Raw genomic sequence first — 26698 nt, 5'->3', positions numbered from 1 at the left:
GTGGCGTCACCCGGCTAAAAAAATACGCCGACGCCTCACCCTTTCGGGTAACAGGACAGCATTTCGTCCTGTCTTTTACGCCGATCACAAAAATAACCGTTCAGATATTCATCATTCAGCAACAAACTTTTTTAGTTTTTTATCGGAGTTAAACACCAGCAACTTTCTGTAACACAGCCTATCGAACTAAAAATGACCGCATAGCATAAGTTTTCATGCTGCCCCTGTTAAAAAAAGGTTTTTTTTATGTTTGTTTGCTGTTTCTCACAGTCTGCGTAAATCCCCACTGGTTATATTGACGACACCCCAAACAGTTGGCAATTTGGTAGCCTCAGGGGTAAGAGCGAGAGTTGTTTGAGTGAATTCCACGCGCTCAGACGCCCCCACCGGGATGCGTTCACCCGGCTCTCTCGCGCCATTATCCCTCCCAGCCTTCGGGCACCGACTGCACAGGCCGCGCAATAAAAAATATAGGCTCTGGCGGTAATACACACATCACATCACATAATGGAGCACAAGCGATGACAAGTTCCTTGGGAAAAACAGGGATTCTGAAATTCGGTATTGGGCTGATTGCGTTGACCGTTGCGGCCAGCGTGCAAGCCAAGACTCTGGTTTACTGTTCTGAAGGTTCCCCGGAAGGGTTCAACCCGCAGTTGTTCACCTCTGGCACCACCTATGACGCCAGTTCGGTGCCTATTTACAACCGTCTGGTCGAGTTCAAAATCGGTACCACCGAGCTGCAGCCTGGCCTGGCTGAAAAATGGGACGTCAGCGAAGACGGCAAAATCTACACCTTCCACCTGCGTAAAGGCGTGAAGTGGCAGAGCAGCAAAGACTTCAAACCGACCCGTGATTTCAATGCCGACGACGTGGTGTTCTCCTTTGAACGCCAGTTAGATGCCAACAATGCCTATCACAAAGTCTCCGGCGGCAGCTATGAGTACTTTGAAGGCATGGACATGCCGAAGCTGATTGCCAAAATCGAGAAAGTGGACGACTACACCGTACGCTTTGTGCTGACCCGTCCTGAGGCACCATTTGTGGCTGACCTGGGCATGGACTTTGCTTCTATTATGTCTGCCGAATACGCTGACGTGATGATGAAAGCCGGCACCCCGGAGAAAATTGACCTGAACCCAATCGGTACCGGTCCGTTCCAACTGCTGCAATACCAGAAAGACTCCAAAATTCTCTACAAGGCGTTTGACGGTTTCTGGGGCACCAAGCCGAAGATTGACCGTTTAGTGTTCTCCATTACGCCTGACGCCTCAGTGCGTTACGCCAAACTGCAGAAAAACGAATGCCAGGTGATGCCGTATCCGAACCCGGCTGACATCGCACGCATGAAGCAGGACAAAACCATCAATCTGATGGAACAACCGGGGCTAAACGTCGGTTACCTGTCATTCAACGTTGAGAAAAAACCGCTGGATAACCTGAAGGTGCGCCAGGCGTTGACCATGGCGGTCAACAAGCAGGCGATCATCGACGCGGTGTACCAGGGTGCAGGCCAGGCGGCCAAGAACCTGATCCCACCGACCATGTGGGGCTATAACGATGCGGTGAAAGACTACGCTTACGATCCGGCCAAGGCTAAAGAACTGCTGAAAGAGGCGGGCATGGCAGATGGTTTCTCCATCGATCTGTGGGCAATGCCGGTACAGCGTCCGTACAACCCGAACGCGCGCCGCATGGCGGAAATGATCCAGTCTGACTGGGCGAAAATCGGCGTGAAAGCCAAAATCGTAACCTATGAGTGGGGCGAATACCTCAAGCGCGCCAAAGCGGGCGAACATCAGACGGTGATGATGGGCTGGACCGGCGACAATGGGGATCCGGACAACTTCTTCGCTACGCTGTTTAGCTGCGCCGCGGCCAAAGACGGTTCCAACTACTCTCGCTGGTGCTACAAGCCGTTTGAAGATCTCATTCAACCGGCGCGCGCCGAATCGAACCACGACAAACGCATAGAACTGTACAAACAGGCTCAGGTAGTGATGCACGATCAGGCTCCGGCGCTGATTGTTGCCCACTCCACCGTTTACGAGCCAGTGCGTAAGGAAGTGAAAGGCTACGTCGTGGATCCGCTTGGTAAGCATCACTTTGAGAATGTCTCTCTGGATTAATTTCACTACCGGTTAATACCACGCCCCTCTCTTTAAGGGAGGGGCGTGGTTGCCCGTAGGCAGAGAAACACCAGAAGTGTGTGAGCTTTAATAAGCCTGGCGGACGATGAGCTGCCGGGCATTGATACAGAGAGTTCGGGATATGTTGCAGTTCATACTCCGACGTTTGGGGTTAGTTATCCCAACGTTTATCGGCATCACTTTGCTGACTTTTGCATTCGTCCATATGATCCCCGGCGACCCGGTGACCATCATGGCCGGGGAACGCGGGATCTCCGCAGAACGCCATGCACACCTGATGGCGGAAATGGGGCTGGATAAACCGCTCTATCAACAATATTTCACTTACGTATCCAACGTGTTGCATGGCGATCTGGGTACCTCGCTTAAAAGCCGTATCTCCGTTTGGGAAGAGTTCGTCCCGCGCTTCAAGGCCACCCTGGAGTTGGGTTTCTGCGCGATGATTTTCGCCGTGCTGGTGGGCATTCCGGTTGGGGTGTTGGCGGCGGTCAGGCGAGGCTCAATATTCGATCATACCGCGGTGGGCATCTCACTGACCGGCTATTCGATGCCGATTTTCTGGTGGGGCATGATGTTGATCATGCTGGTCTCGGTGCAGCTCAACCTGACGCCGGTCTCGGGACGGGTCAGCGATACGGTGTTCCTTGACGATAGCCTGCCGTTGACCGGCTTTATGCTGATCGACACCCTGATCTGGGGTGAACCGGGCGACTTCGTTGACGCAGTAATGCATATGATCCTGCCGGCCATCGTGCTGGGGACCATCCCGTTAGCGGTGATCGTGCGTATGACGCGCTCCTCAATGCTGGAAGTGCTGGGCGAAGATTATATCCGTACCGCGCGCGCCAAGGGCGTGAGCCGTATGCGGGTGATTGTGGTGCATGCGCTGCGTAACGCCTTGCTGCCGGTCGTGACGGTGATCGGTCTGCAGGTCGGTACCATGCTGGCCGGTGCGATCCTGACCGAAACCATCTTCTCCTGGCCAGGCCTGGGGCGTTGGCTGATGGACGCATTGCAACGTCGCGACTATCCGGTTGTTCAGGGCGGCGTGTTGCTGGTCGCCTGTATGATTATTCTGGTTAACCTGCTGGTAGACGTGCTCTACGGCGTGGTCAACCCGCGTATTCGCCACAAGAAATAAGGGGCGCTCTGATGTCTCAAATCACTGAGTCTGTAGTTAAAGGTGCGCCGAAGCCGATGAGCCCGTTCCAGGAGTTCTGGCACTATTTCAAGCGCAATAAAGGGGCCGTTGTCGGCCTGGTGTATATCGTTCTGATGTTTGTGATTGCCATCGGTGCCGGGGTGCTGGCACCGCATGCGCCGGCAGATCAGTTCCGCGACGCGCTGCTCAGGCCGCCGGTCTGGCAGGAGGGCGGCAGTTGGCAATATCTGCTGGGGACCGATGACGTTGGCCGCGATGTGCTGTCGCGCCTGATGTACGGCGCCCGCCTGTCACTGTTGGTTGGCTGTCTGGTGGTGGTGCTGTCGCTGATCATGGGTGTGGTACTGGGCCTGCTGGCCGGTTACTTTGGCGGCGTGGTGGATGCCATCATCATGCGCATCGTCGATATCATGCTGGCGTTGCCGAGCCTGCTGTTGGCGTTGGTATTGGTGGCGATTTTCGGTCCGTCGATCGTCAATGCTTCCCTGGCGCTAACCTTCGTTGCCTTACCGCACTATGTGCGTCTGACCCGTGCTGCGGTATTGGTGGAAGTGAACCGCGACTACGTCACCGCTTCACGCGTGGCGGGGGCCGGTGCGATGCGCCAAATGTTTATCAATATCCTGCCAAACTGCCTGGCGCCGCTGATCGTTCAGGCTTCTCTTGGTTTCTCGAACGCTATCCTGGATATGGCCGCTCTCGGCTTCCTGGGTATGGGTGCACAGCCGCCTACGCCGGAGTGGGGCACCATGCTCTCCGACGTGTTGCAGTTCGCACAAAGCGCCTGGTGGGTGGTGACCTTCCCCGGCGTGGCGATCCTGCTGACGGTGCTGGCATTTAACCTGATGGGGGACGGCTTGCGTGATGCTCTCGACCCCAAACTCAAGCAGTAAAGAGGACGAGAGAGATGGCGTTATTAAATGTAGACAAGCTTTCGGTGCACTTCGGTGACGAAGGCACCCCTTTCCGCGCGGTAGACCGAATCAGTTACAGCGTGGAGCAGGGCCAGGTGGTGGGGATCGTCGGTGAATCCGGCTCCGGTAAATCCGTCAGCTCGCTGGCGATTATGGGCCTGATCGATTTTCCCGGTAAGGTGATGGCCGAAAAGCTGGAGTTTAACGGCCAGGATCTGCGCAAAATTTCCGAAAAAGAGCGCCGCCAACTAGTGGGCTCGGAAGTGGCGATGATCTTCCAGGATCCGATGACCAGCCTGAACCCGTGCTATACCGTTGGTTTCCAGATTATGGAAGCGCTGAAGGTGCATCAGGGCGGTAACCGTCGCACTCGTCGCCAGCGGGCTATCGATCTGCTGACGCAGGTGGGCATCCCCGATCCGGCCTCGCGGTTGGACGTGTACCCGCACCAGCTTTCCGGTGGTATGAGCCAGCGCGTGATGATCGCCATGGCGATTGCCTGTCGGCCAAAGCTGCTGATTGCCGATGAACCTACCACCGCACTCGACGTGACCATCCAGGCGCAAATTATCGAACTGCTGCTGGAATTACAGCAGCGGGAAAATATGGCGCTGCTGCTGATCACCCACGATCTGGCGCTGGTATCCGAGGCGGCGCATCATATTATCGTGATGTATGCAGGCCAGGTGGTGGAGTCCGGTAAAGCATCGGAAATCTTCCGCGCACCGCGGCATCCTTATACTCAGGCGCTATTGCGCGCACTGCCGGAGTTCGCGGCCGACAAGGCGCGCCTGGCTTCGCTGCCGGGCGTGGTGCCGGGCAAATATGACCGCCCAAGCGGCTGTTTGCTCAACCCGCGTTGCCCGTACGCCAATGAGCGCTGCCGCGTTGAAGAGCCGGAATTACGCACCATTCCCGGCCGTCAGGTTAAATGTCACACACCGCTGGATGATGCGGGGAGGCCGACCGTATGAGCCAGAACCAACCCTTGTTACAGGCGATTGACCTGAAAAAACACTACCCGGTCAAGAAGGGCATCTTTGCCCCGGAACGGCTGGTTAAAGCCCTGGACGGCGTCTCTTTCACCCTGGAGCGTGGTAAAACGCTGGCGGTGGTGGGCGAGTCCGGCTGTGGCAAGTCAACGCTGGGTCGTCTGCTGACGATGATTGAAGTGCCGACCGGCGGTGAGCTGTACTACCAGGGGCAGGATCTGCTGAAGCCTGACGTCACCGCGGAGAAGCTGCGGCGCCAGAAGATCCAGATTGTGTTCCAGAATCCTTACGGATCGCTCAACCCACGTAAAAAGGTCGGGCAGATCCTCGAGGAGCCGCTGCAGATCAATACCGGGCTAAATAGCGCGCAACGTCGTGAAAAAGCGCTGGAGATGATGGCCAAGGTCGGCCTGAAAACCGAACATTACGATCGCTACCCGCACATGTTTTCCGGCGGACAACGGCAGCGTATTGCTATCGCCCGTGGGCTGATGCTTAACCCGGACGTGGTGATTGCCGATGAACCTGTCTCCGCCCTCGATGTTTCGGTGCGGGCGCAGGTACTTAATCTGATGATGGATCTGCAGCAGGATTTGGGGCTGTCCTATGTGTTCATCTCGCACGATTTGTCGGTAGTAGAGCATATTGCCGACGAAGTGATGGTGATGTACCTCGGCCGCTGCGTGGAAAAGGGCAGCAAAGATGCCATTTTCAACAACCCGCGTCATCCGTATACCCAGGCGCTGTTGTCCGCGACGCCACGTCTGAATCCGGATATGCGTCGTGAACGTATCAAGCTGACCGGCGAACTGCCCAGTCCGATGAATCCACCGCCGGGTTGTGCATTCAATGCTCGCTGCCGCCGTGCTTTTGGACCCTGTACCCAGTTGCAGCCGCAGTTGAAGCAATACGGCGAACAGATGGTGGCCTGCTTTGCGGTCGATCAGGATGAAAATCCTGAGGCATAACTTTGTTATCAATCACGATTAATTTGAATGCCGGCGTACATGCCGGCATTTTTTTTGATTAAACCACTGGCGTGTTAATTAGTTTGTTGAGCAATTAATTAGTTTGTTGAGCAATTAATTAATTTGTATTAATAGCGCTTATTTTTCTTAACGGAATCCTTACGAATAGCCATTAATTAGGGATCTTCGCACGATCATAATAAATGAATCGCTTAAATTTCACTTTGCCTGGTATCGGCTATGAAAAAGCACGCCCGAAGGCGTGCTGAGTATTAAAGAGAATATTCTTAGTCGCGTTTATTGTGGGTAAGGAACCCAGTCACCGCCGTTCAAGCGGATGTAGGGTTTACCCTGGTATTGCATCACGATGGCGTTGTCATTCTCCGAAATAACCGCCGTCTGCGGCAGGTTCTGCGTCAGCGCCTGCCAGTCGACGCTCGGGGCGGTAAACGCTTTACCGTCGACCAGGCGTGAGACCAGCTCGGAAAGTGCCAGGTAGCTGCTTGGCGTCTTAATCTGCAACGGGCTGCCCTGATGCGGCGCTTTCATGCCAACCAGTTTGATGCCCACCGGCGTATGGGTAATGTTCGGGCTTGGAATATCCCGCAGGCCGGACATCTGCATTTTATCACCCACCAGTGCTGCGCCGTGCTCCGGCACAATCACGACCATCACCTTGCGCCCGGATTTCTCCAGTTGGTCAAGGAAGGTATTCAACTGGTCGAACAGCTTCTGCGCCCGTGGCTGATAGTCGGCGCTCTTGTTCGAACCGGTAAAACGGTTGCCATCGTGCAGTGGAATGATGTTGAAGAAGGTAGCGCTGCGGGTATCGCCGGCCTTTTGCTGTTGGCTCAACCAACGAGTCAGCAGTTCCAGATCGTTGTATATCGGTTCGCCGTCAAACGATGCCAGTTCATTGCCAATCCCGGCCTGAGACATCAGCGGTGCCTGCATATCGCCCTGTTCGCGCAGCTCTTTGAGGAAGTTACCGAATACGCCGGAGTGATCCAGCATCAACTGTTCTTTGAAGCCCAGTTTGGCCAGATTATCAAACAGGTAGCACTGCTGGTTCACCGGTTGATACAGATCGTGGTGTGAGGGTTGGCCGCAGCTGGCGCGCAGCAAACGGATGGCCGCCGGGCCGCTGTAGGCGGTCGCCGAGTTGAAGTTGTCGAACATGATGTCCATCTTCGACCACAGCGGGTGGTTTTCCAGTTTCACCGCATCCATGTCGGCCCAGGCCAGCGAACAGATATTGATCACCAACAGGTCGAACGGCTGAGCATCGGCAGGCAGGCTGGCCGGGAAGGCGGTGGCGCGGGCCTTTTCCTTATCGTAGAACTGGTTCAGATAGGCCGTCAGGTTGGCGCTGGTTGGCGGCGCACTGTCCGCCGGGGCGTTATCACCGCCGGCCGCCGGGGCTGTCGCTGCCGGTGTGCTACTGGTGGAAGCGGTGCTGCTGGCGGGCAGCAGTGATACTGCCGGGCCGGCAATATTGACCAGATTCAGCCACACCAGCGCGGCGACGGTGAACACCGTTACCCGTATCCACTGGGATAAAAACAGATAGGCAATCAGCATCACAAAGGCGGCGCCGACCATCTGCCAGTTGATAAAGCGGTTGGTCAGCTCCAGCAGATATTGGGGACTGAAGCCGGTCAATTGCGAGCCCTGGCTCATGATGCTGTTGATGCCAGGCAGCCAGGTGTCGTGATAGAACAGCGCGAAACCAATCGGGATCGCCAGGTAATGGCGCCAGCGGTGCACGCGCAGCGCCGGTATCGGCATTAGCAGGAACGCCATGAACACCAGATTGGGCAGGGCGTGGAAGTTCAGATAACCGAACCACAGCAGGGCAAACTTGGCCAGGAAGTAGTAGTTCCAGCCACCCAGCCCACGCCAGTAGCGCCACAGAGAGTTATCGGATTGCGGGTTATTTTTTGGCTTCATGGCTGTTTTTACGCTTAATCTGAGATGAAGAACCTTCGCGCACCCATAACCCGGCGGATTTTAAATAGCGCGGTGATAACAACAGGTTTTGCCAGTATTGGCGCCAGTGCGGGAAACGTCGATGAAAGGCATAGCCCAGTGGAATAAAAATAATCGCGCACAGGATAATCAACTGCACAATATCGCTAAGATTCAACATGCTTGTTCTCCTGTGCCACGGTGGCTAGCGTGAAGGCCACCGGCTGACGGCGCTCCTCTGGGCTTTCTACCTTGGCGGCGGTCTGGCGCGGCGTTACCGGTGCGATTGTCGCCGCCAACGGAATATTGGCGCTGTGCGCCAGCCGTTTGATTTCTGAAATAATATCTACGTCCTGATACCACACCACCCGGTTACTGAAGGCTTCGTCTACCGGCAGGCGGAAGATAAATTTCAGGGCGGTATCCAAATCGTTAATTCGGCAGGTGGAGAGGAACAGCACCAGCCGGCCTTGCACCACGGTCATCACGTCGCCGAAGCGGCGTAAGAAACACAGGGTCATCGCCTGCTCGGCCCGCAGCCCTGGGGCCGGGCGCAGGGCGACCATCACGCCTTTGCCGTCTTCCGGCAGCAGCGTGTTGGCCATCAATGAATTTACCGCCTGGCTAAAATCATCCGGCCGCAGGTAACCTTTTAGCTGCAACGGCCGCAGTCCGGCCAGCAGAGCGTCGATATCTGCCGGAACGTGGCGTGAGAAGCGTTGCCCCTGGATGCCTTCAAGCATGGTCAGAAAGCGCGACAGCGGTGCCACGTGTGGCACAATCAGGTTGGCGCCGCAGGCCAACAGCAGACGTTCGTCGCTGTAACGCAGGCTGGCGCTCATCTCGCGCACCACGATTTTCAGTCCGTTACCGCGTTGGCGGCGCAGGCTGTGAATTTGGTGCGCCAGCGCATCGATTTCATCGCTTTGGTACAGGGCAAAAATCAAGGTTGCCGAGAGTGTTAACATGCCGTGCTGCGCCAGTAGTGCATTGCTTTCCAGCAGTTGCCAGTTGGCCGACAGCGGCGGCGCACCTTCCAGAATGCTCTGTTGGGCCAGATAAAGTCCTTCATCGCTGCGAATGGAGGTCGGCGAGGGTTTGTTGCTGTCATCGTCACCCTGCCAGCCGTTTTCACCGGCATACAGCGTCAGCAGTTGGTTGGCATTAATGCCGTTTTCGGTACTCCACCAGTTAACCAAGTACTGTGCGCTATCCTGTTGCCACTGCAGGCTGGACAGGCCGTTAAGGATCCGGTGCTGGCCGCTGAGCTGCCCTTTGAGCTTGTTGACGCCGCTGCCGTGACTGAGGATCAGTAGCGTGCAGCCTTGTTGGCGTAGCCAGATGGCGGTGGCACGCGCCCATCTGCGCAATTCTTCGCTGGTGAAGGTTTGCCACAGGCTGGCATGGGCCAACAGGATTAATAAGCGGTTTTGAGGTTTTAAGGCGCGCATCAGGTCGTCGCTGAAATGCGTCAGCGCGGCTTTTTTTTCCGGCAGTTGGTACAGCGGAATTTTTTTCAGGGCGGGTGAGGCCAGCTCGGCCAACAGTCGGTCAGGTTTATCCCCACTGCAAATCAATGCCACCTGGCTGGTTGCGGCCTGGGCGGCCAGGGTTTGTTGGCAGAGCAGGTTAGCATCGGTTTGACGGTCGATATTTACCCAATACAGGCCCGGGGCCTGCATGACAGACAGTTCTTCCCAAACCTGCCGAATACCTAATGAGAAAGATTGCGCCATAGGTTATGTTTCTACTTTCGTTGGAAGTGTCGTCGCGGCCAACTGAGCATTGCTATTCAGTCATATTATCATTGGGATCAATAATAACAAATCTTACATTCTGTGTAATAATATCTGTTAGGAATCATCTTATTGGCCATGTCTTTTTATTACGTTGCTATAGTTAATTAACATTAGCCTATTTTTAAAGGCGGCAGAATGAATAATCAATTAACGCGCTTTCACGCAGTGGTACCGCCAGAAACACAGGATGATCTGTTGGCCCTCAGTCACGCATTTTCTTTACCCAAATTAAGTTATATCGATATTTCGCGTCAGGAGCGTTTAACGCAGATGATGACGCGCTGGCCGCTGCTGGCCGAACTCGTGCAGAACACGGGGAGTCGCTAATTTATGCCAGTGATTGCGCTGCAGGGTTTGCGAGGCGGGATGGGCACAACGTCGGTCACCGCGGCGCTGGCGTGGGCATTACAGCAATTGGGTGAGTCGGTGCTGGCCGTCGATTTCGCGCCGGATAACCTGCTGCGTCTGCATTTTAATACGCCGTTTGAGCTGGCGCGTGGCTGGGCCAGGGCGGAGCAGGATGGCGGCGAGTGGCAACAGGGCGCGATGCGCTACTGCGAAAACCTCGACTTTCTGCCCTTTGGCCGACTCGCTGCGGCTGAACGGTTAAATTTACAACAATACTGCCGGCAACATCCCACCCGCTGGCAGGAGAATCTGACGCAGCTAAGCGCCAGTGCGCAGTACAATTGGATATTGCTGGATCTGCCGGCGGATGATCAGGTGTTGGCCGCGCAGGTGCTGTCGTTTGCTGATTGTGTATTTATGCTGATCGCTCCGGATGCCAACTGCCAGGTACGGTTGCATCAACAGGCGTTGCCGGAAGGCTGCCGTTTCCTGATTAACCAGTATTTCGCTGCCAGCCAGCTTCAGCAGGATTTGCATCAGCTGTGGCTGCAAACGCTGGGCGGGTTGTTGCCGGTGGTTATCCACCGTGATGAGGCGATGGCCGAGTCGCTGGCGGTAAAGCAGCCGCTGGGCGAGTATCGACCGGAAAGTCTGGCCGCAGATGAAGTGCTGACGCTGGCCAACTGGTGTCTGATCAATCTGAAGGATGCGGCGCCATGAGCCGGGTGATGAGCCTGCTGCTGGTGCCGCCGGTCCAACAGGCGGTGCAGACGCGTTATCGTGCCTATCGTCGCCATGGCTCATCGGCCTTCACTGCTTTTTTCACCACGTTGCTGGTGGCGTTGGGCTGGATTTTTCTGCGCTTTGAATCGCCGGGCTGGCAACGGCTGCGGGCCGGTCGCGCCTATTGGTTCCCGCACCTTTCGTTTAACCGCCCGCGACCGGCGGATGTGCTGCGTTATCTGGTGCAGGGCTTGTGGCTGTTGGTATTCCGTACCGACCGCGAACCGATGGACCATCAGCGTTTCGCCGGTTGGAGGCGCCTGCAATTACGCTACGCCAATTGGCTGAATACTATCCCTCAACGGCTGGAAAATGCCGGGCTGGAGCAGCGCTCGGTAGCACGGCTGAGCCGGATGAACCGGCGAGTACGCCGCGTACTGTTTATTATTGTCGGCGTATTGGCGGCGATCCTGGCTATCCTGTGTATTTCGCAGCCGTTCGACCTGCCTGCGCAATTTGTGTTTGTGCTGTTGTTGTGGGGCATCGCCATGGTGGTGCGCCGGGTACCGGGCCGCTTGCCGGCGCTGATGCTGATCGTGCTGTCGCTGACGGTGTCCTGCCGCTACCTGTGGTGGCGCTATACCGCCACGCTGAACTGGGATGATCCGCTCAGTCTGACCTGTGGTCTGCTGTTGCTGATAGCGGAAACCTATGCCTGGGTGGTACTGGTGCTGGGTTATTTCCAGACCGTCTGGCCGCTTAACCGCCAGCCGGTACCTATGCCCGCCGACAGCGCGACCTGGCCGACCATCGATCTGCTGGTGCCCACCTATAACGAAGACCTGGGGGTAGTGAAGCCCACTATCTACGCCGCGCTGGGCATCGACTGGCCGAAAGAGAAGGTCACCATTTACATTCTCGACGACGGCAACCGGCCTGAATTCAAGGCCTTCGCCGAAGAGGTGGGGGTGAAATATATCGCCAGGTCAACCCATGAACATGCCAAGGCCGGTAACATCAATAACGCGTTGAAGCAGGCTACCGGCGAGTTTGTGGCGATTTTCGACTGCGACCACGTGCCGACGCGCTCTTTCCTGCAATTGACCATGGGCTGGTTCTTCAAAGACAAAAAGCTGGCGATGCTGCAGACCCCGCATCACTTCTTCTCGCCGGATCCGTTTGAACGCAACCTCGGGCGTTTTCGTCAGACGCCGAACGAAGGCACGCTGTTCTACGGTCTGGTGCAGGATGGCAACGATATGTGGGACGCGACTTTCTTCTGCGGCTCCTGCGCTATCTTGCGGCGCAGCGCGCTGGATGAAATCGGGGGTATTGCGGTGGAAACCGTTACCGAAGATGCCCATACCTCGCTGCGTTTGCACCGGCGTGGGCATACTTCGGCCTATATCCGTATCCCGCAGGCGGCGGGGCTGGCGACCGAGAGCCTGTCGGCGCACATTGGCCAACGTATTCGCTGGGCGCGGGGCATGGTGCAGATCTTCCGACTGGATAATCCGTTGTTCGGCAAGGGGCTGAAACTGGCGCAGCGGTTGTGTTATGCCAACGCCATGCTGCACTTCCTTTCCGGTATTCCGCGGCTGATCTTCCTCACCGCGCCTTTGGCCTTCCTGCTGCTGCACGCCTATATCATCTTTGCTCCGGCGCTGGCGATCGCGCTGTACGTGTTGCCGCATATGATCCACGCCAGCCTGACCAACTCGCGCATCCAGGGTAAATACCGCCACTCTTTCTGGAGCGAGATCTACGAAACGGTGCTGGCCTGGTACATCGCCCGGCCGACCACGGTGGCGCTGTTCAATCCGCACAAGGGCAAATTCAACGTGACCGCCAAAGGCGGGCTGGTGGAGGAGGAGCATGTCGACTGGGTGATTACCCGGCCCTATATGTTCCTGGTGATATTGAACCTGGCCGGGTTGGTGTTCGGCGTCTGGCGATTGGGCTACGGCCCGGCGGATGAAGTGATGACGGTAATCATCAGCCTGGTGTGGGTGTTGTACAACATGACCATTCTCGGTGGCGCGGTGGCGGTGGCGGTAGAGGCCAAGCAGGTTCGCCAGGCGCACCGGGTGGAGATTGCCATGCCGGCCGCCATTGCTCGCGCCGACGGTCATCTGTTCCCCTGCACGCTGCGTGATTATTCCGACGGTGGGGTGGGGATTGAGATGCGCGTGGCGGATGCGCTGAAAGACGGTGACAAGGTGTCGCTGCTGCTCAAGCGCGGTCAGCAGGAATACAGCTTCCCGTGCGTGGTGACGCGGGCCTTCGGCAGCAAGGTGGGCATCCGCATGGTCGGCCTCAGCACCCGCGAACATATTGATTTTATTCAGTGCACCTTTGCCCGCGCCGATACCTGGGCGCTGTGGCAGGACGGCTTCCCTGAAGATAAACCGATCGAAAGCCTGCGCGATGTTCTGGCGCTGGGCTTCCGGGGTTATATACGTATGGCGGATTACGCACCGCCGTTGGTGCGCCGCTTGCTGGTTGGAACCACGACGCTGATTGGCTGGATAGTGTCATTTATCCCGCACGGTGTCGGCAGGGCTCCGGCCTTCAGCCAAAAAGAGACAGTGGTATAGGCAAACCGCCCGCTTACTCGCCTGGCCCCCAGGCTCTAACATTGATGATGATACGATGACGAGAAAAATAACCTGGTTTACCGCCCTGGCCTTAGGCATCAGCACCCTGTCTCAGGCTGAAACTGCCACCGCGCCGACCGTTGCCGCACAGCCGCCGCTGGCGGTGCCTGCCGACGCAGCGGTTACGACACCCATGGGATCGGTCGCGCCGCAGGATCCGAATGCGCCGGTGCGTGACGTGCAATTGCAGTTTGCCAAAATTGCGCCGCCGCCGGGCACCTTTACCCTGCGTGGCACCCGGCCGGATGGTCAGGTCGAATTCGGTGTGCGCAGCGATGAAGTGGTGTCGCAGGCGATGCTTGACCTGGAATTCACCCCGTCACCTTCGCTGATCCCGGTGGAGTCGCACGTCAAGGTCTACCTCAATGACGAACTGATGGGCGTGACCACCCTCGCCAAAGAGCAGCTCGGCAAACCCAATCGCATCCAGATGGCGATCGATCCGCGCTATATCACCGATTTTAACCGCGTGCGGTTGGTGTTCGTTGGCCACTACCAGAACATTTGTGAAAACCCGGCCAGCACCACGCTGTGGCTTGAAGTCAGCAAATCCAGTTCGTTGAATTTGCGCTACCAAACTCTGCCGGTGAAAAACGAGCTGTCGCATTTCCCGGAGCCGTTCTTTGACAGCCGCGACAACCGACCGCTGACCCTGCCAATGGTGTTTGCCGGCCAGCCGGATGTCACCCAGCAGCGGGCTGCGGGCATTTTGGCCTCGTGGTTCGGCAGCAAAGCGCAGTGGCGCGGCCAGTCGTTCCCGACGCTGTATAACAAGCTGCCGGAACAGCATGCCATCGTCTTTGCCACCAACAAGCAGCGCCCGGACTTCCTGCGTGATTATCCGCCGGTCGACGGCCCGACGGTGGAGATGATCAGCCATCCGGATAATCCGTACATCAAGCTGCTGCTGGTGCAGGGCCGTGACGACAACGATTTGATCACCGCCGTGAAAGGCATCGCGCAGGGCAACATCCTGTTCCGCGGCCAGAATGTTACGGTGGACAAGGTCGAACAACTGGCGCCGCGCCAGCCGTACGACGCGCCTAACTGGGTGCGTACTGACAGGCCGATGACCTTTGCCGAGTTGCAGCAATATGCTGAACAACTGCAGACCAGCGGTATCGAGCCTGGCCCGATCTCGCTGACCATGAACCTGCCGCCGGACCTGTTCCTGATCCGCAGTACCGGCATTGATATGCATCTGAAGTATCGCTACACCGCGCCGCGTATTCAGGACGGCTCGCGCCTGAGCGTCAGCCTGAACAACCAGTTTGTGCAGGCCTATTCGCTGGTGCCGGAGCACGAGCAGGGCGCTCAACTGTTGCGTTTGCCACTGACCCAGGGGCTGATTGACTCGGACAAGAGCGTCAATATCCCGGCGCTGCGGCTGGGGGCCACCAACCAACTGCGTTTCGACTTTGACTACACCACGCTGTTGGCCAGCGGTGCCGAAGGGCGCTGTGAAACCTACTCCTTCACCCCTAACCACGCGGTGATTGACGGCGCATCGACCATCGATTTCTCCGGTTACCGCCACTTTATGGCGATGCCGGATCTGCGTGCCTTTGCCAACGCCGGTTTCCCTTTCAGCCGTTTGGCCGATTTGTCGCAAACGCTGGTGCTGGTGAACAAACAGCCACAGCCACCGCAGGTCAGCGCATTGCTGAACGCGATGGGCATTATCGGTGCCCAGACCGGTTACCCGGCGCTGGCAGTGACGGTGAGCGACGACTGGTCGCAAGCCAAACAGCGCGACGCCGATATTCTGATGATCGGCACTATTCCGCCGGAACTGCGGGACGACAAAAAAATCAACCTGCTGGTGGACGCTACCCAAAGCTGGGTGAAACAGCCGACGCGGCAGTTGCCGCTGCCGACCATGGACGTGTTGGCGGAGGACACCAGAGCGGACAGCAAAACCACCATCAGTTCAGAAGGGGCCATGTCGGCGATTGTCGGCGTACAGTCGCCGTTTAACGATCAGCGCAGCATCGTGGCATTGCTGGCCGACAGCCCGCGAGGCTACGACCTGCTCAACAATGCACTGCTGGACAGCGGCAAGCGGGCGGCGGTGTTTGGTTCGGTGGCGGTGATCCGGGAATCCGGGGTGAACAGCCTGCGCGTGGGCGACGTTTATTATGTCGGTCACCTGCCGTGGTGGGAGCGTATCTGGCATGCGCTGTCGACCCACCCGGTGCTGCTGGCGGTGATCGCGGTGGCAGTGGTGGTGATCCTGGCGCTGATGCTGTGGCGTGGTTTGAAAGCCTTCAGCCGTCGTCGTCTGTCGCCTGAAGATCGGGATTAATCGCCATGCCTGCGGCATTGAAGCGTCTGACATTCGGCATGCTGCTACTGTGCTCATTCAGCGCGGTAGCCGCCTGCGAGTGGCCGGCCTGGCAACAGTACAAACAGTTTTATATCAGCGATCAGGGGCGGGTGATCGACCCGAGTAGCCCGAATCGTATCACCACTTCGGAAGGCCAGAGTTATGGCCTGTTCTTCGCCCTGGTGGCCAACGATCGGCCTGCTTTCGACCAACTGCTGACGTGGACGGAAAATAATCTGGCGGCGGGCGATCTCAGCGCCCATTTGCCGGCCTGGTTATGGGGGGAAGACGATAAAAAACAGTGGACGGTGCTGGACAGTAATTCGGCCTCCGATTCCGATCTGTGGATTGCCTATAACCTGCTGGAGGCCGGTCGCCTGTGGAAAAGCCGTCGCTATCAGACCCTGGGTACCTTGCTGTTGCAGCGTATTGCCCGTGAAGAAGTGGCCGATATCCCCGGTCTGGGGCTGATGCTGTTACCGGGTAAGGTGGGGTTTGTGGCGGAAGATCGCTGGCGGCTCAACCCAAGCTATCTGCCGCCGCAACTGTTGGCGCGTTTTGCCGCGTTGAACGGCCCATGGCGTGCGATGCAGCAAACCAATCAACGGCTATGGCTGGAAACTGCCCCGCACGGCTTCTTGCCGGACTGGGTGGTGTGGCAGGTCGGTAAAGGCTGGCAACCGGACACCGTCAAGCCGAACATCGGCAGCTATGACGCCATCCGGGCCTATTTGTGGGCCGGCATGCTGGCAGACGACGATCAACACAAGGCGGCGCTGCTCAAGCAGTTGCAACCTATGGCACAGCTCACCGTTCAACAGGGCGTTCCACCGGAGAAAACCGACACCGCCAGTGGCAAAACCACGGGTGACGGCCCGGTGGGCTTCTCTGCCTCGATGTTGCCGATGCTGGCCAATCAACCCGAGGCGTTGCAGGTGCAGCGCCAACGCATTAAGCAAAACCCGCCGGGCGACAACGCCTATTTCAGCGCCTCGCTGGTGCTGTTCGGCCAGGGATGGGATCAACAACGTTATCGTTTTAATCGGCAGGGTGAACTTCAACCCTCCTGGGGCGGCCAATGCGTAACTTCCGAATAAACTGGCTGGGCCTGGTGCCTTTAAGTCTGGCGATATTGCCACAGGCGCAGGGGGCAGAAACCGTCGCGCCGGAGCAGTGGCTGCTGGAGCAGGTGCGCGTTGGCGAGGCCGGCAACAAAGATGAGCTGGTTCGTCAATCGCTCTACCGGCTTGAACTGATGGATCCGAACAACCCGGAGGTGATTTCAGCGCGTATGCGGCTGGCGTTACGCCAGGGGAATCAGGCGTTGGCGCAGCAGCAGCTGGATAAGCTGAAAAAGATTGCGCCGCAGTCCAGCGCCTACCGCCAGGCGGAAATGAATATGCTGCTGACCCAGCCGGAGACCCGCCAAAAGCTACAGCAGGCGCGGCTGATGGCGACCGCCGGTCGTTTGCCGGAGGCGAAGGCGCAGTATGATGCCCTGTTCCATGGGGATCCGCCGACGCTTGAACTGGCGGTGGAATACTGGCGGCTGGTGGCACGGCTGCCGGGGCAGGAAGCGGCGGCACTGAAACAACTGCAGACGCTGGATCAACAATATTCCGGCAACGTGCCGCTGCGCATGTCGCTGGCGCGGATGCTGTTTAGTCAGGATCGTGACGCGCAGGCTTATGATTTGCTGCAGAAAGTGGCGGCCGATCCGGTCGGGCGTGGGGACGCTGCCGATTTGTGGCTGGAGAAAGTGAAAGCCATGCCGGTCAGCCCGCAAAGCGTGGCGGCCCTTAACCGTTTCCTCGGGGTGTTTGAAACCGGCGATCAGGCGGTCAGCGCCCGGCAAGAGCTGGCCCGGCAGCAGGCGTTGTTGTCGGATCCGGCCTATCAGGCCCGGGTGCGCGGGTTGGCGCAGGTCGACAAGGGCGGCAGCCGGGCGGCGATCCCCGAACTGAAGAAAGCGCTGGCGGCCTCTCCCAATGATGCCGAAGTGCTGGGCGCGCTTGGGCAGGCTTATTCCCGCGCAGGTAATCGTCCGCAGGCCTTGAGCCTGTTCCGCCAGGCATTGCAGGCCGATAAAAGCGGCTATGGCAGCAGTAAATGGCAGAGTTTGATCAAGAGCAACAGCTATTGGCTGGCGGTCGACGAAGGTGACAAGGCGTTGAAAGCCGGCAATCTGGCGCTGGCCGAGCAAAAATACCAACAGGCGCGGCAATTCGACAACACGGACAGCAGTGCGGTGATCGGTTTGGGTGACGTTGCGGTCGCGCGTAAAGATGACGCCGCCGCCGAACGCTTTTATCAGCAGGCATTACGGCTGGATCCGGGCAGCGGCAGTGCGGTGCGTGGCCTGGTGAATATTTACCAACGGCAATCGCCGGAAAAGGCGCTGGCCTATCTCAACAGCCTGCCGCGCAGCCAGCAAAACAAAATGCGCAGTACGCTGGAGGGTTTGCAGCTCGATATGCTCAAGCAGCAGGCCGATCAGCTGGTTCAGCAGCAGCAGTGGCATCAGGCGGCGGAAAAATACCGTCGCGCCCAGCAGATGGACCCCGATGACGTCTGGCTGACCTATCACTACGCGCAAACCCTGCGTCAGGCTGGGCAGCCACAACAGGCGGATGCCTTGTTCGCTCGACTGGCGCAAAAACAGCGTGCCAATCCGCAGTTGACCTATGCCTATGCGCTGTATCTCTCCGGCAGCGATCGCGACCAGCAGGCGCTGGCACAGTTGAACTCTTTGCCTACCGCACAGTGGAACGACAATATGCGCGAACTGGCGCAGCGCTTGAAAATGCAGGCGACGCTGGAGCATGCCGAGCAGCTACGCGCCGCGGGTGACGAGCCGGGCGCGGTGGCTTACCTGCGTCGGCAACCGGCGGATACCCGTATCGATCTCCAGTTGGCTGATTGGGCGCTGGCACGCGGTGACTATGACGCCGCACTGGCCGATTATCAGCGGGTGCGGGCACGCGAACCGAATAACCCGGATGCGCGACTGGGCGAAATCGAGGCCTATGTGGCGCAGGGCAGGCTGAGCGAGGCACGCCAGCAGTTGCAAACCAAAACGCCGGAGCCGGCACCCTCAGGCAACAGCGAGCGACGGGAGGCTAACGCCTGGTATGCCGTTGGCGAACCGCAAAAAGCCACCGACATCTTTACCCGGCTAAAAACGGCGGCCCAACCAGAGCCGGCAAGCCAGTCGAAGGCGTTGATTTACCGCGATGCGGCGCGGCTCGAGCGCGACCAGTTACAACCGGCGCTGGCGCAACAGGATTACAAACAGGCGATGGTGGCCAGCGGCATTGCGCCAGGCGTGCCGCAGGATAACGACAGCTACACCTATCTGACACGCAACAATCCGGGCGACGACTGGCTCAAGCGGGGTATTCGCTCGGACGCGGCAGATTTGTACCGTCAGCAGGATGTTAACGTCACGCTCGATCACGATTATTGGGGCTCGAGCGGTACCGGCGGTATCTCAGATTACAAAGCGCACGACACCATGCTGCAGGTGGATATGCCGTTGTACGACGGGCGGGCATTTTTCCGTTCCGATACCGTGCAGTTGGATGCCGGCAGTTTCGCAACAGGCGGTAGCGGCAAATATTACGAGACCTTTGGCACCTGTAATACTCAGGGGTGTAGCGGCGACGAGCATCAAAAAACCACCGGCACCAGCGTGGCGGTCGGCTGGCAGAACGATCGCTGGTCAGGGGACATCGGGACCACGCCGATGGGCTTTGAGGTGGTCGACTGGGTCGGCGGGCTGGCCTACAGCAATGACTGGAACCACATTGGCTGGACGTTGGCGGCTTCGCGTCGTCCGATTTCCAGCTCATTGCTGGCGTTTGGCGGCACCAAGGATCCGAACACCGGCACCACCTGGGGCGGCGTACGCGCCACCGGGGTCAGCCTGAGCGGCAGCTACGATCGTGGCGAGGCTCATGGCGTCTGGGCCGATCTCAGCGCACATCAGTTGACCGGCAAAAACGTTGAGGATAACCAACGTGAACGCTTTATGGCCGGTTATTATTACAAGCTGATCAATGAAGATAACCGTCGCGTCACCGTCGGGCTGAACACCATGCTGTGGCACTATCAGAAGGATTTGAGCGGTTACTCTCTCGGCCAGGGGGGCTATTACAGTCCGCAGCAATATATGTCGCTGGCGGTGCCGGTCAATTATCGCCAGCGGACCGAGAACTGGTCATGGGAGCTGGGTGGGTCGGTGTCGTTGTCCCATTCGAAAACCAACAGTCAGCAACGTTATCCGCTACAAGGGCTGATCCCGGACTCGCTGCCGGACAAGTTTGCGGTAGAGGACGGCAGTTCCTCTTCCGGTGTCGGTTATACCCTGCGGGCGATTGTCGAGCGACGTCTCAGTTCACACTGGACGCTGGGTGCCGGGCTTGATATCCAGCAGGCGAAAGACTATACGCCAAGCCACGCATTGATTTATCTGCGCTATTCGATGGCCGGTTGGCAAGGCGACCTGGATTTACCGCCGCAGCCGCTGACGCCATACGCCGATTTCAAATAGCCCAACTCAGGTAGATTCAGAGTGTCGGCACAGGGTAGTTTTGCTACCCTGTGTGAGTTTGGTATGTAGCCTGAGATACCCGGACCTGACGCACCGAGGTGCGCTATCACTAATAACCGGCTTTGTAAGTCGCGTTTCATTAGGAAAAGACTGAAACCCGCGGTTTTCTTGGTTTTGTCCTGGGTATGGCAAGATAAAAACAGCTAACGATCGAGTATACTCAGACCGGTCCGAGGGATGGGTATTATTCATCCCTTTTTTATTTCAGCCCGAATTAGCGGAGAGCAGGTTTGCGGGTCAGGCGTTCATTAACGATTAAACAGATGGCAACGGTTTCCGGCGTGGCGCTGGTGACAATCTGTATCTTTATCGTGATCCAGTTATTCCATTTTGTGCAGCAGCGCAGGGATGACTATGCCCAGCAACTGGAAAATATTGCTCATTCCGTCCGCCAGCCGCTGGCGGAGGCCGTGCTGCGCATGGACGTGCCGGAAACCAAGCGGGTGCTGAACACCCTGCTGCCGGTAGGTATTCTGAGCCGGGCGGATATTGTTCTGCCGAATGAATTCCAGGCATTACACGCCAATTTTCCGCCAGAGCGCCCGGTACCGACGCTGATTGCCCGCCTGTTCGAGCTGCCAATCCAGATTTCCGTGCCGCTCTATTCGCTGGAGCGCGTGCCGGCCAACCCGCAGCCGCTGGCTTATCTGGTGCTGCAGGCCGACTCGTTCCGCATGTACCAATTCATTCTCAGCATTCTGTCGACCATGTTATCGACCTATTTGCTGCTGGCGCTGATCCTGTCGGTTTCTATCAGCTGGTGTATGAACCGGCTGATGGTGCATCCGTTACGTGCAATGGCCAAAGAGCTGGAAAATATTTCCCAGGAAGAAGCGCCATACCATCAACTGATGTTGCCGGTACTGCACCAGGACGATGAGCTGGGGCTGTTGGTGCGCAACTACAACCGCAATCAGCAGCGGCTGGCCAAAGCCTATGCCGAAATGAGCCGCATGAGCACCCATCATCCGGTCACCGAGTTGCCAAATCAGGCGCTGTTTACTGCCCTGCTGGAGCAGCATATTGCTTCCAGCCTGCGGCCTGAGCGTTTTAATTTGCTGGTTATCGGCATTGAAACCCTGCATGAAGCTTCCGGTGTGCTCAACCCGGCCATGCGTGAAGCGCTGCTGTTGACGCTGGCGAAGAAGCTGCGTGAGTGCATCGATGAAAACGGCGTGCTGGCGCAGCTGAGCAAAACCGAGTTTGCCATTTTGGCCAAAGGTGTTGAGCGGCCGTTCCACGCCATGCAATTGGCGCGTCGGATCATGGCACAGATTAATGCGCCGCTGAGCCTGCAGGATATGCCGCTGCGACCCAGCGCCAGCATCGGTATCGCTCACTATCTTAATCCGGGGGAAAGTGCGGAACAGCTACTGCGCAGTGCCACCTCGGCGATGATGTCGGCGCATCGTGAAGGTAAAAATCAGGTGTTTTTCTTCGAACCCAGCCTGACGGAGCGTACGCAGAAACGACTGACGCAGGAAAGTGAAATCCTGCAAGCCATCGAGCAGCGCCGCTTCACCCTGTTTTTGCAGCCGCAGGTCGATATGCAATCCAACGAGGTGATCGGTGCCGAGGCCCTGCTGCGCTGGCAGCAGTATGACGGCAGCTTTACCCTGCCGGCCGAGGTGATTCCGTTAGCCGAGGAGTTGGGTGTGATTGTGCCGCTCGGCAACTGGGTGCTGGAAGAGGCTTGCCTGATCCTGGCTGATTGGCAGGCGCGAGGCATTACGCTGCCGCTGGCGGTCAATGTGTCACCGATCCAGATGAAGCATGAAGATTTTATTCCACACCTGAAGAGCCTGTTGGCGCAGTATCAGATTGACCCGCGCAAACTGTTGCTGGAAATTACCGAAACGGTGCGTATTGACGATCTCGATCGTGCATTGGCGCTGTTGCGGGAGTTGCACGATTTGGGGCTTTCCATTGCGCTGGATGATTTTGGCATGGGGTATTCCAGTCTTAATTACCTCAACCGGTTGAAATGCCTGCCGATCGATTTGATTAAAATCGACAAGAGCTTTATTCAGGGTCTGCCGACGGACGACGCCATGGTACGTATTGTCAGTTCGATTTCTGAAGTACTGGCGTTGCCAGTGATGGCCGAAGGCGTCGAAAACGCCGGTCAGCGTGACTGGCTGTTGCAGCACGGTATTCATAGCGGCCAGGGCTTCCTGTTTGCTCGTCCGTTACCGCGCAGTGAGTTTGAAGCCGAGTTTTGCCGGCCTTCGGCCTGATCCGCCTTTTGCTTTCCGTCTGGGCGACATCCGCGTCGCCCGCTAACCCCGTCCGAAAACCGCCAGTGGTTCCTACCTCTTTTGCGTTAGTGCAAACAATGGGTTACGCAATTTACAGCCTTGCATTCGGGCTGGCGCGTTTCAGCTCTTAAATTCGTATCAACATGTATCTATTGGTGCAACAAATTATTTCCATGTTGTTAGGTGGGTGTTATTTTCCGCGCAAGCGATGAACAGGCGAGATAACTAGACTACCGCCTGGTGCGTGTCTTCCCCCCCAAAGGATGTTCATATGAAACTCACTATCTTTAAGAGCCTCTATTTTCAGGTGCTGACAGCGATTACGCTGGGCGTCCTGCTTGGCCATTTCTACCCTGACATTGGCGCGCAGATGAAACCTCTGGGCGATGGATTCGTCAAACTGATTAAAATGATCATCGCTCCGGTGATCTTCTGTACCGTGGTGACCGGTATCGCGGGCATGGAGAGCATGAAGGCCGTGGGCCGTACCGGTGCGATTGCACTGCTCTATTTTGAAATTGTCAGCACCATTGCGTTGCTGATTGGTTTGCTGATCGTCAACCTGGTACAACCGGGTGCCGGGATGAACATCGACCCCGGCACGCTGGATGCCAAAGCGGTGGCCGTCTACGCCGAACAAGCCCAGCAGCAAGGTATTATCCCGTTCTTGCTGGACATCATCCCCGGTAGCGTGATCGGTGCCTTCGCCAGCGGCAATATTCTGCAGGTGCTGCTGTTTGCCGTGCTGTTCGGTTTTGCCCTGCATCGCCTGGGCGATAAGGGCCAACTGATCTTCAATGTGATTGAAAGCTTCTCCCGCGTGATCTTCGGCATCATCAATATGATTATGCGCCTGGCGCCGTTGGGGGCCTTTGGGGCCATGGCGTTCACCATAGGTAAATATGGCGTGGGCTCGCTGCTGCAGCTCGGTCAGCTGATCGCCTGCTTCTATCTCACCTGTGTTCTGTTCGTGGTGGTGGTGCTGGGCTCGATTGCCCGCGCCAACGGCTTCAGCATTTTCAAGTTTGTTCGCTATATAAGAGAAGAGTTGTTGATCGTGCTCGGGACCTCTTCTTCCGAGTCGGTACTGCCACGCATGCTCGACAAGATGGAAAAACTGGGCTGTAAAAAATCGGTGGTGGGTCTGGTTATTCCGACCGGCTATTCCTTTAACCTGGACGGCACCTCAATCTACCTGACCATGGCCGCGGTGTTTATCGCGCAGGCGACCAACACCCATATGGATATTATCCATCAGGTAACTCTGCTGGTAGTGTTGTTGCTGTCTTCGAAAGGGGCTGCAGGGGTGACCGGCAGTGGCTTTATCGTGCTGGCCGCCACCATTTCCGCCGTCGGTCATCTGCCGCTGGCCGGTCTGGCGCTGATTTTGGGCATCGACCGCTTTATGTCCGAAGCCCGTGCGCTGACCAACCTGGTCGGTAACGGTGTGGCTACGGTGGTGGTGGCCAAATGGTGTAAACAGCTGGATGAAAAACAGCTGCATGACACCCTGTCCAACAAGTCTGGAACAGGTGCCGATAAAACGCTGCCTTCAGCCTGATTTTATCCTCAAATCACCGGTTGCCACGGCAATCGGTGATGTTTTATCCCCCCGCGTAATGATTTCTTGCATTAAAAATTCGGTTATCCATTATTTTTCACACTAATGAGTGACATCCGCAAAGGCGCGCGGTCTAACTCGATGGTACACTTTCTGCTTTCCGCCCCACTGTGAAACTCAGGGCGTTTTGTTTGTAGGCTGTTGGTTGCAGCCTAATATTCCGGTGAATGGAATATCCGCATTTGCATAAAGAAATTGGATATACCCTATGAATTTCAAGTTGCAGCTAGGCGGCCAGCTCGCTCATCCTCAGGCGCTTACTTGAGTAAGTAACTGAGGTGAGCGAGTGCAGTTAACAACGCTGCAACTTGAAAGGCGACGGGTATAGTTATTAAGTAGGGGTTCACATGCAGGGCACCAGAATTCATCTCATAGCAGGTGGGCTGCTGTTGGCTGCAGCCAACAGCAGCGTGCAGGCTGAAGCACTACAACCCGATCCTGCCTGGCAGCAGGGGGCGTTGGCCAACGGGTTTTCATGGCAGATATTAGACACACCGCAGCGGCCGAGCGATCGCGTCGAGCTGCGGTTGATGGTTAACACCGGCTCTTTAGTGGAGTCTTCACAGCAGATTGGCTTCGCCCATCTGCTGCCGCGCCTGTCGTTGGCGCGCAGCGAAAGCTTTACGCCACCGCAACTGCGTTCACTGTGGCAACAAAGCGTAGACAGCGACCGGCCTCTGCCGCCGGCCATCAGTTCTTATGACTTCACCATTTATAATCTCAGTTTACCGAATAACCGCCCAGATCTGCTGAAAGAAGCGCTGGCGTGGCTTTCCGATACCACCGGCAAGCTGGCTATCGATGAACATACGGTGCATGCGGTGGTCAACTCCAGCGTCGATCCGGTTGGCACTTTCCCACCGAATCCCAAAGATGCCTGGTGGCGCTATCGCCTGAAAGGCTCGACGATGCTGGCGCACGATCCGGCCCAGCCACCCAAGCGACCGGTGAATGTTGATCAACTGAAGAAATTCTACCAGCAGTGGTACACCCCGGACGCGATGACGCTGTATGTGGTGGGCAAGGTAGACAGTCGTAGCCTGAGCGAGCAAATCAACAAAGCCTTCTCGCCGCTGCAAGGCAAGCGTGAAACGCCGGCCCTGATGCCAACGCTGACCTCACTGCCACCGCAGCCGGTCAGCCTGATCAGCGAGCAGGTGAAACAGGATACGCTGTCGATCATGTGGGATGCACCCTGGCACCCGATCCGTGACTCGCAAAATCTGAGCCGCTATTGGCGCGGTGACATGGCTCGCGAAGCGCTGTTCTGGCATCTCCAGCAGGTGCTGGACAAAAGTGACCAGAAAAACCTGCATCTGGGCTTCGATTGCCGCGTGCAATACCAACGTGCCCAATGTGCCATCCATCTGGACACGCCAAACAACAACCTGAACAACAGCCTGGGCTTTATCGCCCGCGAGTTGGCTAACGTGCGTAATAACGGGTTGTCGCAAGACGAGTTTAACGCCCTGCTGGCGCAGAAAAACGATCAACTCAGCAAGCTGTTTGCCACCTATGCCCGCACCGATACGGACGTGTTGATGAGCCAGCGCTTGCGCTCGCAACAGAGCGGCGTGGTGGATATCGCACCGGAGCAGTATCAAAAACTGCGTCAGGAGTTCCTGAGTGGATTGACGCTGGAAGCGCTGAACCAGGAGCTGAAACTTCAGCTTTCGCAAGATGCGACCCTGGTGCTGATGCAGCCGAAAGGCGAGCCAGAGATGAGCATGAAGCAGTTACAGGAAACCTATAACGGCATTATGTCCCCGGCACCTGCCGTGGTATCGGAAGAAGTCAAACCCACCGATACCGCTCCAGCGCCGGAGACCAGCGCACAGTAAGAACAGTAAGAATAGGGGGGCGCAAGCCCCCTCAATCAACTGCGGTACAGCACTTTGATGATGTGGTAGCCGAACTGGGTTTTTACCGGGCCGTAGGGCTTGAGCAGTGGAATGCTGAATACTGCCTTATCGAAGGCCGGCACCATGGTGCCCTTGTTGAACTCGCCCAAAGAACCGCCATTGCGTTTTGATGGGCAAGTTGAATATTTGCGTGCCAGGGTGTCAAAGCTGACACCGCGTTTAAGCTTGGCCAACAGTTCATCGGCCAGTTTTTCGTTATCTACCAGAATGTGCAGGGCGCACGCCGTCTTTGCCATGGTATTGCCTTTATCGATACAGAAATTGCGCTGATTATACCC

At 57.1% G+C, this 26698-nt stretch carries 18 protein-coding genes; 14 read left to right on the top strand and 4 right to left on the bottom strand.

The features are described from left to right. Positions 1 to 521 precede the first annotated feature (521 nt). The 5 genes from dppA (at position 522) to dppF (ending at position 6186) form a co-directional block, all read left to right on the top strand. Positions 522 to 2129: a dipeptide ABC transporter periplasmic-binding protein DppA gene (gene dppA / locus FCL49_RS19050; protein ID WP_174354737.1), complete on the top strand. Its 1608-nt coding sequence runs from the start codon at positions 522 to 524 to the stop codon at positions 2127 to 2129. 142 nt (positions 2130 to 2271) lie between these two features. After that, positions 2272 to 3291, top strand: a complete 1020-nt coding sequence (gene dppB, locus FCL49_RS19045; RefSeq protein ID WP_174354736.1) for a dipeptide ABC transporter permease DppB — start codon at positions 2272 to 2274, stop codon at positions 3289 to 3291. Between the two features lie 11 nt (positions 3292 to 3302). Next, complete coding sequence (gene dppC, locus FCL49_RS19040) at positions 3303 to 4205, top strand: dipeptide ABC transporter permease DppC (protein ID WP_174354735.1); 903 nt, start codon at positions 3303 to 3305, stop codon at positions 4203 to 4205. Positions 4206 to 4219: 14 nt separating this feature from the next. Further along, entirely contained in the window at positions 4220 to 5200 is a 981-nt protein-coding gene (gene dppD / locus FCL49_RS19035; RefSeq protein WP_037422859.1) for a dipeptide ABC transporter ATP-binding protein, read from the top strand. Further along, a complete protein-coding gene (gene dppF, locus FCL49_RS19030) occupies positions 5197 to 6186 on the top strand; it encodes a dipeptide ABC transporter ATP-binding subunit DppF (protein ID WP_174354734.1) in 990 nt (329 codons plus the stop codon). Before dppD ends, dppF begins: the two co-directional genes overlap by 4 nt. Before the next feature lie 297 nt (positions 6187 to 6483). On the opposite strand, the gene bcsG is transcribed toward dppF, so the two are convergent. The 3 genes from bcsG to bcsE are packed head-to-tail and all read right to left on the bottom strand — an operon-like array spanning position 6484 to position 9890. Then, positions 6484 to 8136 carry a cellulose biosynthesis protein BcsG gene (gene bcsG, locus FCL49_RS19025; protein WP_174354733.1) on the bottom strand — a complete coding sequence of 551 codons (1653 nt, stop codon included), beginning with the start codon at positions 8134 to 8136 and terminating at the stop codon, positions 6484 to 6486. Then, complete coding sequence (bcsF, locus tag FCL49_RS19020; RefSeq protein ID WP_174354732.1) at positions 8120 to 8335, bottom strand: cellulose biosynthesis protein BcsF; 216 nt, start codon at positions 8333 to 8335, stop codon at positions 8120 to 8122. Before bcsF ends, bcsG begins: the two co-directional genes overlap by 17 nt. Then, complete coding sequence (gene bcsE, locus FCL49_RS19015) at positions 8322 to 9890, bottom strand: cellulose biosynthesis protein BcsE (RefSeq protein ID WP_174354731.1); 1569 nt, start codon at positions 9888 to 9890, stop codon at positions 8322 to 8324. Before bcsE ends, bcsF begins: the two co-directional genes overlap by 14 nt. A 198-nt stretch (positions 9891 to 10088) precedes the next feature. Between bcsE and bcsR the strand changes: the two genes are divergently transcribed. From bcsR to FCL49_RS18970, 9 genes are all read left to right on the top strand, one after another. After that, on the top strand, positions 10089 to 10280 hold the full coding sequence (gene bcsR, locus FCL49_RS19010; protein WP_174354730.1) for a cellulose biosynthesis protein BcsR: 192 nt from the start codon (positions 10089 to 10091) through the stop codon (positions 10278 to 10280). A gap of 3 nt (positions 10281 to 10283) precedes the next feature. Then, positions 10284 to 11021 (top strand): cellulose biosynthesis protein BcsQ, encoded by a 738-nt coding sequence (gene bcsQ, locus FCL49_RS19005; protein WP_174354729.1) that lies wholly within the window; start codon positions 10284 to 10286, stop codon positions 11019 to 11021. Beyond that, the gene (bcsA, locus tag FCL49_RS19000; protein ID WP_174354728.1) at positions 11018 to 13621 is read left to right on the top strand and encodes a UDP-forming cellulose synthase catalytic subunit; all 2604 of its coding nucleotides are present in this window, start codon (positions 11018 to 11020) and stop codon (positions 13619 to 13621) included. Before bcsQ ends, bcsA begins: the two co-directional genes overlap by 4 nt. Before the next feature lie 55 nt (positions 13622 to 13676). After that, entirely contained in the window at positions 13677 to 15986 is a 2310-nt protein-coding gene (bcsB, locus tag FCL49_RS18995; protein WP_174354727.1) for a cellulose biosynthesis cyclic di-GMP-binding regulatory protein BcsB, read from the top strand. Positions 15987 to 15991: 5 nt separating this feature from the next. Next, positions 15992 to 17104: a cellulose synthase complex periplasmic endoglucanase BcsZ gene (gene bcsZ, locus FCL49_RS18990; protein ID WP_174354726.1), complete on the top strand. Its 1113-nt coding sequence runs from the start codon at positions 15992 to 15994 to the stop codon at positions 17102 to 17104. Beyond that, on the top strand, positions 17086 to 20559 hold the full coding sequence (bcsC, locus tag FCL49_RS18985; protein WP_174354725.1) for a cellulose synthase complex outer membrane protein BcsC: 3474 nt from the start codon (positions 17086 to 17088) through the stop codon (positions 20557 to 20559). Before bcsZ ends, bcsC begins: the two co-directional genes overlap by 19 nt. 290 nt (positions 20560 to 20849) lie before the next feature. Further along, positions 20850 to 22856 carry a biofilm formation regulator HmsP gene (gene hmsP, locus FCL49_RS18980; RefSeq protein WP_174354724.1) on the top strand — a complete coding sequence of 669 codons (2007 nt, stop codon included), beginning with the start codon at positions 20850 to 20852 and terminating at the stop codon, positions 22854 to 22856. 292 nt (positions 22857 to 23148) lie between these two features. Beyond that, on the top strand, positions 23149 to 24438 hold the full coding sequence (locus FCL49_RS18975; RefSeq protein ID WP_135314654.1) for a dicarboxylate/amino acid:cation symporter: 1290 nt from the start codon (positions 23149 to 23151) through the stop codon (positions 24436 to 24438). Between the two features lie 407 nt (positions 24439 to 24845). After that, positions 24846 to 26339: a M16 family metallopeptidase gene (locus FCL49_RS18970; RefSeq protein ID WP_153858682.1), complete on the top strand. Its 1494-nt coding sequence runs from the start codon at positions 24846 to 24848 to the stop codon at positions 26337 to 26339. 35 nt (positions 26340 to 26374) lie between these two features. On the opposite strand, the gene ppiC is transcribed toward FCL49_RS18970, so the two are convergent. Next, complete coding sequence (ppiC, locus tag FCL49_RS18965) at positions 26375 to 26656, bottom strand: peptidylprolyl isomerase PpiC (protein WP_174354723.1); 282 nt, start codon at positions 26654 to 26656, stop codon at positions 26375 to 26377. Between the last annotated feature and the right edge of the window lie 42 nt (positions 26657 to 26698).

It is taken from the genome of Serratia proteamaculans (assembly GCF_013337185.1).
GTDB lineage: Bacteria > Pseudomonadota > Gammaproteobacteria > Enterobacterales > Enterobacteriaceae > Serratia > Serratia proteamaculans_D.
Note: the sequence above shows the minus strand (reverse complement) of the source record. Positions and strands in the feature narration are given on the sequence as shown.

Bases quoted from the DNA above. Each gene is read 5' to 3' on its own strand.
- bcsR (WP_174354730.1), top strand. From the start codon at position 10,089: ATGAATAATCAATTAACGCGCTTTCACGCAGTGGTACCGCCAGAAACA.
- dppD (WP_037422859.1), top strand. From the start codon at position 4,220: ATGGCGTTATTAAATGTAGACAAGCTTTCGGTGCACTTCGGTGACGAA.
- FCL49_RS18970 (WP_153858682.1), top strand. From the start codon at position 24,846: ATGCAGGGCACCAGAATTCATCTCATAGCAGGTGGGCTGCTGTTGGCT.
- dppA (WP_174354737.1), top strand. From the start codon at position 522: ATGACAAGTTCCTTGGGAAAAACAGGGATTCTGAAATTCGGTATTGGG.
- bcsG (WP_174354733.1), bottom strand. From the start codon at position 8,136: ATGAAGCCAAAAAATAACCCGCAATCCGATAACTCTCTGTGGCGCTAC.
- bcsQ (WP_174354729.1), top strand. From the start codon at position 10,284: ATGCCAGTGATTGCGCTGCAGGGTTTGCGAGGCGGGATGGGCACAACG.
- dppB (WP_174354736.1), top strand. From the start codon at position 2,272: ATGTTGCAGTTCATACTCCGACGTTTGGGGTTAGTTATCCCAACGTTT.
- bcsE (WP_174354731.1), bottom strand. From the start codon at position 9,890: ATGGCGCAATCTTTCTCATTAGGTATTCGGCAGGTTTGGGAAGAACTG.
- bcsC (WP_174354725.1), top strand. From the start codon at position 17,086: ATGCGTAACTTCCGAATAAACTGGCTGGGCCTGGTGCCTTTAAGTCTG.
- bcsA (WP_174354728.1), top strand. From the start codon at position 11,018: ATGAGCCGGGTGATGAGCCTGCTGCTGGTGCCGCCGGTCCAACAGGCG.
- bcsF (WP_174354732.1), bottom strand. From the start codon at position 8,335: ATGTTGAATCTTAGCGATATTGTGCAGTTGATTATCCTGTGCGCGATT.
- ppiC (WP_174354723.1), bottom strand. From the start codon at position 26,656: ATGGCAAAGACGGCGTGCGCCCTGCACATTCTGGTAGATAACGAAAAA.
- dppC (WP_174354735.1), top strand. From the start codon at position 3,303: ATGTCTCAAATCACTGAGTCTGTAGTTAAAGGTGCGCCGAAGCCGATG.
- FCL49_RS18975 (WP_135314654.1), top strand. From the start codon at position 23,149: ATGAAACTCACTATCTTTAAGAGCCTCTATTTTCAGGTGCTGACAGCG.
- dppF (WP_174354734.1), top strand. From the start codon at position 5,197: ATGAGCCAGAACCAACCCTTGTTACAGGCGATTGACCTGAAAAAACAC.
- bcsZ (WP_174354726.1), top strand. From the start codon at position 15,992: ATGCCTGCGGCATTGAAGCGTCTGACATTCGGCATGCTGCTACTGTGC.
- bcsB (WP_174354727.1), top strand. From the start codon at position 13,677: ATGACGAGAAAAATAACCTGGTTTACCGCCCTGGCCTTAGGCATCAGC.